13 protein-coding genes and 1 pseudogene are annotated in these 12,875 nt (G+C 70.7%); 10 read left to right on the plus strand and 4 right to left on the minus strand.

Annotated elements, in window-relative coordinates; translation table 11 throughout:
• Positions 1 to 118: 118 nt before the first annotated feature.
• Positions 119 to 262 carry a hypothetical protein gene (locus ABT254_RS34955; protein ID WP_351479294.1) on the plus strand — a complete coding sequence of 48 codons (144 nt, stop codon included), beginning with the start codon at positions 119 to 121 and terminating at the stop codon, positions 260 to 262.
• Between the two features lie 144 nt (positions 263 to 406).
• Complete coding sequence (locus ABT254_RS34960) at positions 407 to 1,549, plus strand: LacI family DNA-binding transcriptional regulator (protein WP_351479300.1); 1,143 nt, start codon at positions 407 to 409, stop codon at positions 1,547 to 1,549.
• 34 nt (positions 1,550 to 1,583) lie between these two features.
• Here the strand turns inward: ABT254_RS34960 and ABT254_RS34965 are convergent, their stop codons facing one another.
• Positions 1,584 to 2,363, minus strand: coding sequence for a hypothetical protein (locus ABT254_RS34965; protein ID WP_351479303.1), 780 nt, complete (start codon positions 2,361 to 2,363; stop codon positions 1,584 to 1,586).
• A 109-nt stretch (positions 2,364 to 2,472) separates the two neighbouring features.
• Positions 2,473 to 3,054, minus strand: a complete 582-nt coding sequence (locus ABT254_RS34970) for a helix-turn-helix domain-containing protein (RefSeq protein WP_351479306.1) — start codon at positions 3,052 to 3,054, stop codon at positions 2,473 to 2,475.
• 80 nt (positions 3,055 to 3,134) lie between these two features.
• Between ABT254_RS34970 and ABT254_RS34975 the strand changes: the two genes are divergently transcribed.
• From ABT254_RS34975 to ABT254_RS34995, 5 genes are all read left to right on the plus strand, one after another.
• On the plus strand, positions 3,135 to 4,076 hold the full coding sequence (locus ABT254_RS34975; RefSeq protein ID WP_351479309.1) for an NAD(P)/FAD-dependent oxidoreductase: 942 nt from the start codon (positions 3,135 to 3,137) through the stop codon (positions 4,074 to 4,076).
• Between the two features lie 51 nt (positions 4,077 to 4,127).
• Positions 4,128 to 5,666, plus strand: coding sequence for an ATP-dependent DNA ligase (locus ABT254_RS34980; RefSeq protein ID WP_351479312.1), 1,539 nt, complete (start codon positions 4,128 to 4,130; stop codon positions 5,664 to 5,666).
• A complete protein-coding gene (locus ABT254_RS34985) occupies positions 5,663 to 6,148 on the plus strand; it encodes an NUDIX hydrolase (RefSeq protein WP_351479315.1) in 486 nt (161 codons plus the stop codon). Before ABT254_RS34980 ends, ABT254_RS34985 begins: the two co-directional genes overlap by 4 nt.
• A 78-nt stretch (positions 6,149 to 6,226) precedes the next feature.
• Complete coding sequence (locus ABT254_RS34990) at positions 6,227 to 7,621, plus strand: NADP-dependent succinic semialdehyde dehydrogenase (RefSeq protein WP_351479318.1); 1,395 nt, start codon at positions 6,227 to 6,229, stop codon at positions 7,619 to 7,621.
• Between the two features lie 25 nt (positions 7,622 to 7,646).
• A complete protein-coding gene (locus ABT254_RS34995; protein WP_351479321.1) occupies positions 7,647 to 7,883 on the plus strand; it encodes a DUF6213 family protein in 237 nt (78 codons plus the stop codon).
• 65 nt (positions 7,884 to 7,948) lie between these two features.
• Here the strand turns inward: ABT254_RS34995 and ABT254_RS35000 are convergent, their stop codons facing one another.
• On the minus strand, positions 7,949 to 8,611 hold the full coding sequence (locus ABT254_RS35000) for a thiaminase II/PqqC family protein (protein WP_351479324.1): 663 nt from the start codon (positions 8,609 to 8,611) through the stop codon (positions 7,949 to 7,951).
• 171 nt (positions 8,612 to 8,782) lie between these two features.
• On the opposite strand from ABT254_RS35000, the pseudogene ABT254_RS35005 reads away from it, so the two are divergent.
• The 3 genes and pseudogenes from ABT254_RS35005 to ABT254_RS35015 all read left to right on the plus strand — a co-directional run.
• Positions 8,783 to 9,859: pseudogene (locus ABT254_RS35005) on the plus strand (type III polyketide synthase); the annotation flags it as partial.
• A 7-nt stretch (positions 9,860 to 9,866) separates the two neighbouring features.
• Positions 9,867 to 11,081 (plus strand): cytochrome P450, encoded by a 1,215-nt coding sequence (locus ABT254_RS35010; protein WP_351479327.1) that lies wholly within the window; start codon positions 9,867 to 9,869, stop codon positions 11,079 to 11,081.
• A gap of 7 nt (positions 11,082 to 11,088) precedes the next feature.
• On the plus strand, positions 11,089 to 11,610 hold the full coding sequence (locus ABT254_RS35015; protein WP_351479330.1) for a cupin domain-containing protein: 522 nt from the start codon (positions 11,089 to 11,091) through the stop codon (positions 11,608 to 11,610).
• Between the two features lie 12 nt (positions 11,611 to 11,622).
• Here ABT254_RS35015 and ABT254_RS35020 read toward each other — a convergent pair whose 3' ends face one another.
• The gene (locus ABT254_RS35020) at positions 11,623 to 12,852 is read right to left on the minus strand and encodes an acyl-CoA dehydrogenase family protein (protein ID WP_351479333.1); all 1,230 of its coding nucleotides are present in this window, start codon (positions 12,850 to 12,852) and stop codon (positions 11,623 to 11,625) included.
• Positions 12,853 to 12,875: the final 23 nt, after the last annotated feature.

Genomic DNA, 12,875 nt, shown 5'->3' on the forward strand with positions numbered 1-12,875 from the left:
CGGCAGGAGCGGTGCCGCCACCGAGCGGCTGATTCCGCGGGCCGCGCGGCGTGTCCGGGCCGGCGGGGCGGCCGGCCCGGAGCAGGGTGGGCGGCACTGCCGTCATGGAGGAGGAACCGTGAAGCGTCGTGTCGTCGCCGTCCTGGCCACCGCCGTCGCCGGGCTGATGCTGTTCGCGGTACCGGCCGCGGCCCAGGACGGCCGTGGTGACGTCGAGAGCAATGACTGGAACATCCCGCTCACCAACATCGGCATCCTGTAGCGCCGAGTCCGGCCCCCGCCCCACTCGCCCCCGGATTCCGGATGCCGTTCGAACCCCTGACGCATGACAGCGCAGTCAGCCACAGGGTCGGCCCGGCCACGAATGGCATCATTGAGCCGCATCGAACGGCCACCGGGAGGCACCATGGCGCGAGGGACAGGGCGGGGCGCAGGCTCCTTCGCGCCGCGCAGCGTGGACGTCGCCCGGCTCGCGGGTGTCTCGCAGAAGACGGTCTCCCGGGTCTTCAACGACGAGCCGTACGTCTCGGCCGACGTGCGCCGGCGGGTGCTCGACGCCGCCGAGCAGCTCGGCTATCGGCTGAACAACGCCGCCCGCGCGCTGGCCTCCGGGCGCACCCGCTCGATCGGCGTGGTGACGCTGGGCACGGCGCTGTACGGGCCCGCCTCGCTGCTCATGGGTGTGGAGCGGGTCGTCCGGGACACCGGTTACGCGCTGCGCGTGGTCAACACGGTGGAGGGCGACCCGGCGGGCGTCGCGGGTGCCGTGGACTCGCTTCTCGATCAGGGCGTGGACGGCATCGTCATCTCCGAACCGATCGACGAGCAGACCGACGGCACAGCGCCCTCCCTCCGCCTCGACGTTCCGGTCCTCGTCTTCGGCGCACCGCCGCCCGTCACCGCGCCCACGGTGCTGACCGCGGGCCACGGCGTCGATCTGATGGCCCGGACCGCCACCGAACACCTGCTGGACCTCGGCCATATGACGGTTCATCACCTCGCGGGTCCGCAGCGGTGGTACGCCGCCCGGGACCGACTCGAGGGGTGGCGGACGGCCCTGACCGCGCAGGGCCGGGAGGTGCCCGCGGTCGTCGGGGGCGACTGGTCGGCCGCCTCCGGCTACCGGGTGGGACGGGAGCTGGCCGAGGACGGCGGCGTCACCGCTGTCTTCGCCGCCAACGACGACATGGCGATCGGACTGATCCGCGCGCTGGACGAGGCCGGCCGGCGCGTGCCGGGGGACGTCAGCGTCGTGGGCTTCGACGACATCCCGGTCGCCGCCTATGTGACTCCTCCCCTGACCACGGTGCGGCAGCCGTTCGACGCCGTGGCCCAGGACGGGCTCAAACGGCTGGTGCATGCCATCGAGAACCCGAAGGCAGAGCCCTTGGCGCCGAGTGGCCCGCCGGTCGACCTCGTCGTCCGCGCCTCGACCGCACCGCCACCGCCGAGCCGGAAGACCCGGACCCGCGGGCCACGCACCGCCTCCCGCGGCGCCAGGACATCCCGTCCGCCGCTCGCGAGGGAAGGCCCGTCCACCGGGCACTGAACGCGGCGCGCCGCCCTGCGCGGCAGACGTCCCGTCACGAGCCGCAGCCGCCGACCCGCCTGCTGCTCAGCGCCACGTCGTCCATGTGCATGTCGTACGAGGAGGGGCTGGGGTCGGCCTGGTACAACTGCCAGCCCAGCCTGAGCCTGTCGAAGTGCGGGAAGACGAAGTCGTCCGCCGTGCCGCCGTGTTGCTTCCTCGACACCGTCAACTCGGGCTGTTCCACGCCGTCCAGGTAGACGGTGACGCGGTCGTCGGTCGCGTCGAGGTGGAATTCGACGCACTGCCAGGTTCCGGCCGTGGCGGGAGCGGAGGTCTTCCAGGCGGTCCAGTCGCCGGTGGGGCCGAGATCGGAGCCGACCCCCCAGAAGTTGCCCTTCGAGGTGGGAACGTACTGGCCACCCAACGGCCGTACCAGCGTGGGGACATCGGATCCGGAAGCCTCCGCGATGGTCCAGTGCGCCCAGTCGGGAGCCTCGGGCAGGCGGTCCACGCGCAGTCGCAACCGGGCCCAGAGGCTGTTGCCGGCAGGTGCGAGACCGGACAGCGCGAGGAAGGCGCGGCCGTTGCCCTCCGTGTGGAGCCGCAGTTCGTGTCCGTGGCCGGTGGCGCCGGGCTCGACGGTCAGCGAACCGCCCGAGGTGTCGGCGCTCCAGCCGCGGCCGGCGGTGACCGGCCCGAGGGGAAGGCGGTCGAAGTCCTCCCTGAAGAAGGTCTTGTGCGCGGTGGGGGTGGCGGAGGCGGTGGGGGGTATCGCGAGCAGCGCGGCCGATGCGGCCAGCAACGCGGCTGCGATCTTCCTCATGCGTGTCATGCGCTCAGTGTGCAACACCCGTCACAGCGGTCACACAGGCCGGGTCTGACGCGTAGGGCAACGGCCAACAGACAGGCATCGGCGCGGAGTTGTCGTATCGGCACGACCGTCATGACCGCTTCGGCCGCGCCCGCACATGCATCCGCTCCCCCTGCGGCCCGAACAGGCTCAGGAACTCCACTGGCCCCTCCCCCGTCGACCCGAACCAGTGCGGCACCCGGGTGTCGAACTCGGCCGCCTCCCCCGCAGCCATCACGACGTCGTGCTCGCCCAGCACCACCCGCAGCCGCCCGGACAGCACGTACAGCCACTCGTACCCCTCATGGGTGCGCGGTTCGGGCTCCTCCGTGCCCTGCGGTACCAGCACCTTGAAGGCCTGGAGACCGCCGGGCTGCCGGGTGAGCGGCCAGAAGGTGCGGCCGTGCCGCACCAGGGGCTTGCCGCGCACCCGCGGGTCCCCCGCCGGCGGCGCGCCGACCAGTTCGTCCAGCGGCACCTGGTGCGCCCGCGCGATCGGCAGCAGCAGCTCCAGGCTGGGCCTGCGCAGTCCGGACTCCAGCCGGGACAGCGTGCTGACCGAGATGCCGGTCGCCGCCGACAGCCCGGCGAGCGTGGAACCCCGCTCCTTGCGGATCCGGCGCAGCCGGGGGCCGACCTCCGCGAGGACCTCGTCCGTGTCGTCGCCACTCATGGACGCCATTGCAGTTTCGGCAAACGGGTTTGTCAATGCGGCAGCGGCGGGGCGACCGTCGGGCGTGGAGGTGGTCACCCATGACCGAGAAGCACAGCGAGCAGTACGAAGTGATCGTGATCGGAGGGGGCGCGGCCGGGCTCTCCGCCGCGCTGGTCCTGGGCCGGGCCCGGCGCCGCACGCTCGTCGTCGACGCGGGCGAGCCGCGTAACGCGCCCGCCGCCCATATGCACGGCTATCTCTCGCGGGACGGCATGCCACCCGCCGCGTTCCTGGCGATCGGCCGGGAGGAGATCGCACGCTACGGCGTGGAACTCGTGCGCGACCGGGCCGTGGACGTCACGAAGGGCGAGGAATTCGCGGTCGTCCTCGCCAGCGGCCGGACCGTGCGCGCACGGCGGCTGGTGATCGCCACGGGCCTGCGGGACGAGCTGCCGGCGGTGCCCGGCGTGGCCGAGCGCTTCGGCCGGGATGTGCTGCACTGCCCGTACTGCCACGGCTGGGAGGTCCGCGACCGGGCCTTCGGCGTACTGGCCACGACCCCGCTGAGCGTCCACCAGGCGCTGATGGTGTCCCAGTGGTCGAAGGACGTGACGCTCTTCCTGCACACCGTGGCCGAGGAGGAGCTCTCGGACGACGATCAGCGCAGGCTCGCGGCGGCCGGGGTGAAGGTGGTGCCCGGCGAGGTCTCGGAGCTGGTGGTGGAGAACGACCGGCTCACCGGCGTACGTATGACGGACGGTACGACGCATGCACGCGAGATCTTCTTCACCGCGCCCCGTCCGGTCCCGCAGACCGGCTTGCTGGAGCGGCTGGGAGCCGAACTCCAGGAGACCCCCTTCGGCGCGTACCCGGTGGTCGACCCGACCGGGCTCACCTCTGTGCCGGGCGTCTGGGCGGTCGGCAACGCGATGGGCTTCGCCGAGCAGGTCGTGAACGCGGCGGCAGGGGGCTACCGGGCAGGGGCCTTCATCAACGGTGAGCTGCTGATGACCGACCTCGACACGGCCGTACCCGCATAGAACCATCGCCGTCCGGGTGTAGAGCGCCCGCCTCCGTTGGAGGATGGCTGCATGCTGCTTGCCCGCCTGGCCCAAGTGTCCCAGGAGGTCGCCGCCACCTCGGCGCGGTCCCGGAAGATCGCTCTGCTCGCCGAGCTGTTCCGGGACGCCGAGGCGGACGACGTGCCGATCGTGATCCCGTATCTGGCGGGACGGCTGCCGCAGGGGCGGCTCGGCGTCGGCTGGAAGGTGCTCAGCCGCCCGGTCGCCCCGGCCGCCGAACCCACGCTCACCGTGCGGCAGGTGGACGCCCTCCTCGGCGAGCTGGGCAAGGTCTCGGGCACCGGTTCGCAGGCCGAACGGGCCCGGCTGGTCGGGGAGTTGATGGGGGCGGCCACCGAGGACGAGCAGCGGTTCCTGCTCGGACTGCTGACCGGTGAGGTCCGGCAGGGCGCCCTGGACGCCGTCGCCGTCGAGGGCCTGGCGCAGGCCACCGGGGCACCGCCCGCGGACGTACGTCGGGCGGTGATGCTCGCGGGTTCCCTCCAGACGGTGGCGCAGGCGCTGCTCGCCGACGGGCCGACGGCACTGGACCGCTTCCGGCTCACTGTCGGCCGCCCGGTCCTGCCGATGCTGGCGCACAGCGCCTCCTCGGTGGCCGAGGCGGTCGACAAGCTGGGTGCGTGCGCGGTCGAGGAGAAGCTGGACGGGATCCGGGTGCAGGTCCACCGGGACGGCGACAGCGTACGGATCTACACCCGCACCCTCGACGACATCACCGACCGCCTCCCCGAACTCACCACGGCCGCCCTGGAGTTGAAGGTCCGACGGTTCATCCTGGACGGCGAGGTGATCTCCTTCGGGGCGGACGGGCGGCCCCGGTCCTTCCAGGAGACGGCCGGGCGCGTCGGCTCGCGCGTGGACGTGGCGACGGCCGCCGAGACCGTCCCCGTCTCCCCCGTCTTCTTCGACGCGCTGTCCGTCGACGACCGCGACCTGCTCGACCTTCCCTTCGCCGAGCGGCACGCCGAACTGGCCCGGCTGGTCCCCGACCCGATGCGGGTACGGCGCGCCCTGGTCTCGGGGCCGCAGGACGTGAGCGCGGCCGAGGACTTCCTCGCCGAGACCCTGGAGCGTGGCCACGAGGGCGTGGTGGTCAAGGCCCTCGACGCCGCCTACAGCGCGGGCCGGCGCGGCGCGTCCTGGCTGAAGGTCAAGCCCGTGCACACCCTCGACCTGGTGGTGCTCGCCGCCGAGTGGGGCCACGGCCGCCGCACCGGCAAGCTCTCCAACCTCCACCTCGGAGCTCGCAACCCCGACGGCTCCTTCGCCATGCTCGGCAAGACCTTCAAGGGCATGACCGACGCGACGCTCACCTGGCAGACCGAACGCCTCCAGGAGCTCGCCACGGGCACCAACGGCTATGTGGTGACCGTACGACCCGAACTCGTCGTCGAGATCGCCTACGACGGCCTGCAGAAGTCCACCCGCTACCCGGCCGGCGTCACCCTCCGCTTCGCCCGCGTGGTGCGCTACCGCGAGGACAAGCGCCCGGAGGAGGCGGACACGGTCGAGACGCTGCTCGCGGCGCACCCGGAGGTGAGGCCATGAGCGGCAGGCGCAGCGCAGGTCTGCTGCTGTTCCGGCGCACCGGTGGCGGTCTGGAGGTCCTGCTGGGCCACATGGGCGGGCCGTTCTTCGCCAAGCGCGACGCCGGGGCGTGGACCGTCCCGAAGGGCGAGTACGAGCCCGACGAGGAGACCGCCTGGGAGGCGGCCCGGCGCGAGTTCCAGGAGGAGCTCGGTCTTGAGCCGCCCGACGGGGAGGCGGTGGCATTGGGCGAGATCCGGCAGACAGGCGGCAAGACCGTCACCGCCTGGGCGGTCGAGGCCGACCTGGACCCGGCGACGATCTCCCCCGGCACCTTCCGGATGGAGTGGCCGCCGAGATCCGGGCAGACCCAGGAGTTCCCCGAGCTGGACCGGGTGGAGTGGTTCGGGCTGGACCGCGCGAAAGATGTGATCGTCAAGGCGCAGGCCGCGTTTCTCGACCGCCTGGCGGAGCACTCGGAGGAATCCGAGCAATCGGATTAACCGCACAGCCGCCCACGCGTTGCGGTCACCGGCAGCGCGCGGGAAGGTCGAACCAAGCCCGCCCCCAGGAGGTCAGCCATGCCCATCGCGACGGTGAACCCGGCGAACGGCGAGACGCTCAAGACGTACGAGGCCATGGGCGAGGAGGAGCTCGAACGCCGGCTCCAGCTCGCGGAGGCGACGTTCCGCACGTACCGGACGACGCCCTTCGCCGAACGCGCCCGCCTCATGCACAGGGCGGCCGGTCTCCTCGACGACATCCAGCAGGACATCGGCCGCGTCATGACCACCGAGATGGGCAAGCCGATCAAGCAGGCGCGTGCGGAGGCCGCCAAGTGCGCCAAGGCGATGCGCTGGTACGCCGACCACGCCGAGGAACTCCTCGCCGACGAGGAGCCCTCGGAGTTCGACGTGAAGGACTCGGGCGCCTCCCGCGTCCGGGTCCGCTACCGCCCGCTCGGCCCCGTCCTCGCGGTGATGCCGTGGAACTTCCCGTTGTGGCAGGTGATCCGGTTCGCGGCGCCCGCGCTGATGGCGGGCAATGTGGGCCTGCTCAAGCACGCCTCGAACGTCCCGCAGACCGCCCTCTTCCTGGAGGACCTCTTCCACCAGGCGGGCTACCCGGAGGGCTGCTTCCAGACCCTGCTGATCGGTTCCGGCGCCGTCGACGACATCCTGCGCGACGAACGCGTCAAGGCGGCCACCCTCACCGGCAGCGAACCCGCCGGGCGGGCGGTCGCGTCCACCGCCGGGGACATGGTCAAGAAGACGGTGCTTGAGCTGGGCGGCAGCGACCCCTACGTCGTCATGCCGTCCGCCGACCTCGACCGGGCCGCACAGATCGCGGTCACCGCGCGCGTGCAGAACAACGGGCAGTCGTGCATCGCCGCCAAACGGTTCATCGTGCACACGGACGTCTACGACGCCTTCGCCGAACGCTTCGTCGAGGGCATGAAGGCGCTGAAGGTCGGCGACCCGATGGAGGAGGACACCGACGTCGGCCCGCTCTCCAGCGAGCAGGGGCGCGACGACCTGGAGGAGCTCGTCGAGGACGCGCGGCGCAGCGGGGCCCAGGTGCTGTGCGGCGGCCATCGGCTGCGCCGGCCCGAGCTGCCCGGCTGGTACTACCCGCCGACCGTGCTCACCGGGATCACCCGGGAGATGCGCATCCACCGCGAGGAGGCCTTCGGGCCCGTCGCCACGCTGTATCGCGCGTCCGACCTCGACGAGGCCGTGCTCATCGCCAACGATTCGCCGTTCGGCCTGAGTTCGAACGTGTGGACACGGGACGAGGCGGAGGTGGACCGCTTCGTACGGGACCTGGAGGCGGGCGCCGTGTACGTCAACGGGATGACCGCCTCCCACCCGGCGTTCCCGTTCGGCGGGGTCAAGCGGTCCGGTTACGGGCGTGAGCTGTCCGGGCACGGAATCCGGGAGTTCTGCAACATCACGACGGTTTGGCACGGTGCGTGAGTGCCGCGCGGCTAACATCCCGGTTGTGAACCGCGAAGTGACTCTGCCTCTGATCGTCGATGACCGCGGTGTCCTGCAGGTGGCTGCGGCTGATGTGAGCAAGCTGCTGCGGACGGTGGGTGGAAGGTGGCTGCACCTGGTCGAGGCCGGGGAGGCGGGGCTCGATGAGGACACGGTCGCTGCACTGACCATTGAGCTGGCCAAGTTGGCCGACCGGATTGATGTTGCGTGTATTGCTCATAGCAGCGGGACTGCGCCGTAGCGGTTGTTGGTTCGCTGCCGGGTGCGGGTTGTTTGTGGCCGGTCGCGCAGTTCCCCGCGCCCCTGCTAGGCCAGTTGCAGCAACGTTGACCAGAAAAGGGACTCGTAGCTCTGCAGCAGGCGGCCGTACTCGTGTGCACGGTCCTCGTTCAGGAAGCCCGCGTCCAGGCCCGCCTGGACTGCTGCCGTCGCCCTCTCGTCCAACTCGGGGGCCGGCTGGGCGAAGAAGTCGAAGAAGGCGCAGGCATCGTCACTGAAGCCGTAATGGGCGCGCAGGGACTGGGCGATGGTGGCGCAATAGCCGCCCCATGCCGAGAAGTTGGCGGTGATGGCGAGGACGGCGTCGGTCGGAGAGGCGTTGAGGGCGAGCCAGGCGACGTAGGACGGATAGGCCTGGCAGCCCGGCAGCGGCTCGTAGGCGAGCGTCCTCGCCTCGTCGATGCCGCATGCCCGCGCGAACGGCCGCAGCCGTTCGGCTGCCAGCGCCTCGCCGTCGGCGAGCATCCCGAAGAACGCGGCGGCCTCCGGTTCCTCCGTGGCCCGTTGCGCCAGATGGAGGAACGCGCGGCGGTCCGCCGGGATCACCCGGTGCTGTTCCAGTGCCAGCGTGGCGAGTGTGTCGCGGGAGGCCTCGCCCCGGGCGATGCGGGGGACGAGCGGGTTGGCCTGCGGGTCCGGTGCCAGCTTCGCGGTGGCCGTCTCCAGCAGTTCCGTGGCCGTACGCGTCATTGCGTCCTCCATGGGATCGGATGCGGGGCTCCTGCTTCGACCTTGGCACGGGGTCCCCGATACGGAGTAGTCCGGCGCGAGATCGTCGCCTCCTCGGGTGATCGTGGGTGAACCACCCCCTGAGGTGAACCCTTTTCGACCCGGGGGCCGAAAGCCTTCCGGACGGCGAAAGCAGGACGGTTCATGGCGACTTTGTGCAGACCCTCGGTGTCCGTCCCAGAGCATGTGATCACGATGGAGGAGACGCTGGAGCTCGCACGCTCCCGGCACGCCGACCATCCACAACTGCCGCTGGCCCTCCGGCTGATCGAGAACACCGGCGTTCGCACCCGGCACATCGTGCAGCCCATCGAAGAGACGCTGAAACATCCCGGATTCGAGGAGCGCAACAAGGTCTACCAGGCCGAGGCGAAAGCCCGGGTCCCCGCGGTCATACAGCGGGCGCTCGACGACGCGGAGCTGCTGACCAAGGACATCGACGTGATCATCTACGTGTCGTGCACGGGCTTCATGATGCCCTCGCTCACGGCCTGGCTGATCAACGAGATGGGTTTCGACAGCACCACCCGCCAGATACCCATAGCCCAGCTCGGTTGTGCGGCCGGCGGAGCCGCGATCAACCGGGCGCACGACTTCTGCTCCGCCTACCCCGACGCCAATGCGCTGATCGTGGCCTGCGAGTTCTGCTCGCTGTGCTACCAGCCCACCGACCTGGGCGTCGGATCCCTGCTCTCCAACGGCCTGTTCGGCGACGGGATCGCCGCCGCGGCGGTGCGCGGACGGGGCGGCGAGGGCATCGAGCTGGTGCGCAACGGCTCGTACCTGATCCCCAAGACCGAGGAGTGGATCATGTACGACGTCCGGGCCACCGGATTCCACTTCCTGCTGGACAAGCGGGTGCCGGGCACGATGGAGCCGCTCGCGCCGGCGCTCCAGGAGCTGGCAGGTCTGCACGGCTGGGACGCCTCCGACCTGGACTTCTACATCATTCACGCCGGCGGCCCGCGCATTCTCGACGACCTCAGCAAGTTTCTGCAGGTCGATCCGCACGCGTTCCGGTTCAGCCGGGCCACGCTCACCGAGTACGGCAACATCGCCAGCGCCGTCGTCCTCGACGCGCTGCGCCGGATGTTCGACGAGGGCGGAGCGAAGCACCGGGCGCGCGGGCTGCTGGCCGGTTTCGGGCCCGGCATCACCGCGGAGATGGCGCTGGGCCACTGGCACAGCCCCGACGACAGAACGGCATGAGTACGGCATGACTGAAGAGACCCTCACCGAGACCCTCCCCCCGATCCGGCACTGGCCGGCCCTCGATCTGACCGGTGTCGACTTCGACCCGGTGCTGGCCGAGCTGATGCGTGAGGGCCCCGTCACCCGCATCCAGCTGCCCAACGGCGAGGGCTGGGCCTGGCTGGTCACGCGCTACGACGACGTCCGCATGGTGACCAACGACCCCCGCTTCAGCCGTGAGGCGGTCATGGACCAGCCGGTCACCCGGCTCGCCCCGCACTTCATCCCGCAGCGCGGCGCGGTCGGCTTCCTCGATCCGCCGGACCACACCCGGCTGCGCCGCTCGGTGGCCGCCGCGTTCACGGCGAAGGGCGTGGAGCGGGTGCGCGAGCGGTCGCGGCGGCTGCTGGACGAGCTGGTCGACGAGCTGTTGCAGGACGGACCCCCTGCGGACCTCACCGCGACCGTCCTCACCCCCTTCCCCATCGCGGTGATCTGCGAGCTGATGGGCGTCCCGGCCGCCGACCGGCACGGCATGCACACCTGGACCCAGCTGATCCTGTCCTCCTCGCACGGCGCGAAGGTCAGCGAGAAGGCCAAGAACGAGATGGGCGCCTACTTCGCCGACCTCATCGGCCTGCGGGAGGGCAGCTCCGGCGAGGACGTGGCCTCGCTGCTCGGTGCCGCCGTCGGCCGCGAGGAGATCACCCTGGAGGAGGCCGTCGGTCTCGCCGTACTCCTGCAGATCGGCGGCGAGGCGGTCACCAACAACAGCGGCCAGATGTTCTACCTCCTGCTGACCCGCCCCGACCTGGCCGCGCGCCTTCGCGCGGAGCCGGAGATCCGCCCCCAGGCCATCGACGAGCTGCTGCGCTACATCCCGCACCGCAACGCCGTCGGTCTCTCGCGCATCGCGATGCAGGACGTGGAGATCAGAGGCGTACGGATCCGCGCGGGCGACCCGGTCTACGTCTCCTACCTGGCCGCCAACCGCGACCCGGACGTCTTCCCGGCCCCGGAGACGATCGACTTCACCCGCGCCCCGAACCCCCATGTGTCGTTCGGCTTCGGCCCGCACTACTGCCCGGGCGGCATGCTGGCCCGGCTGGAGTCGCAGCTGCTCGTCGACGCGCTGCTGGACCGGGTTCCGGGCCTGAGGCTCGCCGTACCGCCCGGCCAAGTGCCGTTCAAGAAGGGGGCGTTGATCCGCGGTCCCGAAGCGCTGCCGGTCACATGGTGAGCAGCCGGTGACGGCGACGGAGGGCCTGCTGGTACCGCCGGGCCACGGCCGGGTCGTGGAGACCCCGGCCCAGCGCGTCACGTTCAAGGTGACCGGGACGCACTCGCGCACGGCGTCCACCTTCGAGGTGGAGGTACCGCCCGGCTTCGACGTCGGCGCCCATGTGCACACGCGCAGCGAGGAGTTGTTCTACGTGCTCGAAGGCGAACTGGACGTCCTCGCCTTCGAGCCGCGGGTCCGGACTCCCGACAACTGGCAGCGCTGGGAGTCGAGTTCGGGGAATCGCGTGGTACGGGCCACCCCCGGCACGGTGATCGTCGTACCGCCGGGCTGCCCGCACGCGTTCGCCAACCCGACGGACACCCCCGCGAAGATGTTCTTCCAGGCGTCCCCGCCGCCCGATCACGAGCGGTACTTCGAGGAACTGCTGGAGATCCTGGGCGGCGGGGGCCCGCCGGACCATGCGGCGATCGAGGAACTGCGGGCGAGGTATGACATCGAGCAACTCACACCTCTGAAACACCGGTGAGGGACAAGGCCTTTAACGAATGGACATCCCCGAGAGCGTCCGGGCAATCACCAGCCGCTGAATCTCGCTCGTCCCCTCAAAGATCGTGTAGATCGCGGCATCCCGATGCATCCGCTCCACCGGGTACTCCCGCGTATAGCCATTCCCGCCAAGAATCTGCACCGCCTGCGCGGTCACCTTCTTCGCCGTCTCGCTGGCGAACAGCTTCGACATGGACCCCTCGGCGGCCGTGAACTGCTTGCCGTTGACGGCCATCCACGAGGCTCGCCACACCAGCAGACGAGCGGCATCGATCGACGTCCGCATGTCCGCGAGCTGGAAGGCGACACCCTGGTTGTCGATGATCGGCCGCCCGAACTGCTCACGCGTCTTGGCGTAGTCGAGAGCCACCTCGTACGCGGCCCGGGCGGTACCGACCGCCATCGCGCCGACCGCCGGACGCGAGGCTTCGAACGTGGCCATGGCGGCGTTCTTCACGCGCTCGCCGTTGCCCGCCTTCGCGCGCTCCCGGGCCCGGGCGAGGCGCTCGTCGAGCTTCTCCTTGCCGCCGAGCAGGCAGGAGCCGGGGACGCGGACGTTCTCCAGGACGACCTCGGCGGTGTGCGAGGCGCGGATGCCGTGCTTCTTGAACTTCTGCCCCTGGGACAGGCCCGGTGTGTTCGGCGGGACGATGAAGGACGCATGCCCCTTGGAGCCGAGATCCGGGTCGACGACCGCGACCACGACGTGGACGTTGGCGATGCCGCCGTTGGTCGCCCAGGTCTTGGTGCCGTTGAGCACCCACTCGTCCTTGGCCTCGTCGTAGACGGCACGCGTACGCATGGAGGCCACGTCGGAGCCGGCGTCGGGCTCGGAGGAGCAGAACGCGGCGACCTTGACATCGTTCGCGTCGCCGTACATCTGCGGGATCCAGGTACCGATCTGTTCCTCGGTTCCGTTGGCGAGAACGCCCACGGCGGCGAGCCCCGTGCCTACGATCGACAGGGCGATGCCCGCGTCGCCCCAGAACAGCTCCTCCATGGCCATCGGAATGCCCAGCCCGGTGGGGTCGAAGTACTGCTGAGCGTAGAAGTCGAGGGAGTAGATGCCTACCTTCGCGGCCTCCTGGATGACCGGCCAGGGAGTCTCCTCACGCTCGTCCCATTCGGCGGCCGCAGGGCGGATGACGTCGGCGGAGAAGCCGTGCAGCCAGTCCCGGACCTCCTTCTGTTCGTCGTTGAGCTCCATGGTGAACTCGGCCATGTCCCCTCCAGCGGCGGCGGTGC

Origin of the sequence: Streptomyces sp. NPDC001137, from assembly GCF_040298885.1 — a bacterium.
Taxonomy (GTDB): Bacteria; Actinomycetota; Actinomycetes; order Streptomycetales; family Streptomycetaceae; genus Streptomyces.

What these genes read in the sequence shown, in the direction of transcription:
- ABT254_RS34960 (WP_351479300.1), top strand. Translation starts at nt 407, where the DNA reads ATGGCGCGAGGGACAGGGCGGGGCGCAGGCTCCTTCGCGCCGCGCAGC.
- ABT254_RS34965 (WP_351479303.1), bottom strand. Translation starts at nt 2,363, where the DNA reads ATGACACGCATGAGGAAGATCGCAGCCGCGTTGCTGGCCGCATCGGCC.
- ABT254_RS34970 (WP_351479306.1), bottom strand. Translation starts at nt 3,054, where the DNA reads ATGAGTGGCGACGACACGGACGAGGTCCTCGCGGAGGTCGGCCCCCGG.
- ABT254_RS34975 (WP_351479309.1), top strand. Translation starts at nt 3,135, where the DNA reads ATGACCGAGAAGCACAGCGAGCAGTACGAAGTGATCGTGATCGGAGGG.
- ABT254_RS34980 (WP_351479312.1), top strand. Translation starts at nt 4,128, where the DNA reads ATGCTGCTTGCCCGCCTGGCCCAAGTGTCCCAGGAGGTCGCCGCCACC.
- ABT254_RS34985 (WP_351479315.1), top strand. Translation starts at nt 5,663, where the DNA reads ATGAGCGGCAGGCGCAGCGCAGGTCTGCTGCTGTTCCGGCGCACCGGT.
- ABT254_RS34990 (WP_351479318.1), top strand. Translation starts at nt 6,227, where the DNA reads ATGCCCATCGCGACGGTGAACCCGGCGAACGGCGAGACGCTCAAGACG.
- ABT254_RS35000 (WP_351479324.1), bottom strand. Translation starts at nt 8,611, where the DNA reads ATGACGCGTACGGCCACGGAACTGCTGGAGACGGCCACCGCGAAGCTG.
- ABT254_RS35010 (WP_351479327.1), top strand. Translation starts at nt 9,867, where the DNA reads ATGACTGAAGAGACCCTCACCGAGACCCTCCCCCCGATCCGGCACTGG.
- ABT254_RS35020 (WP_351479333.1), bottom strand. Translation starts at nt 12,852, where the DNA reads ATGGCCGAGTTCACCATGGAGCTCAACGACGAACAGAAGGAGGTCCGG.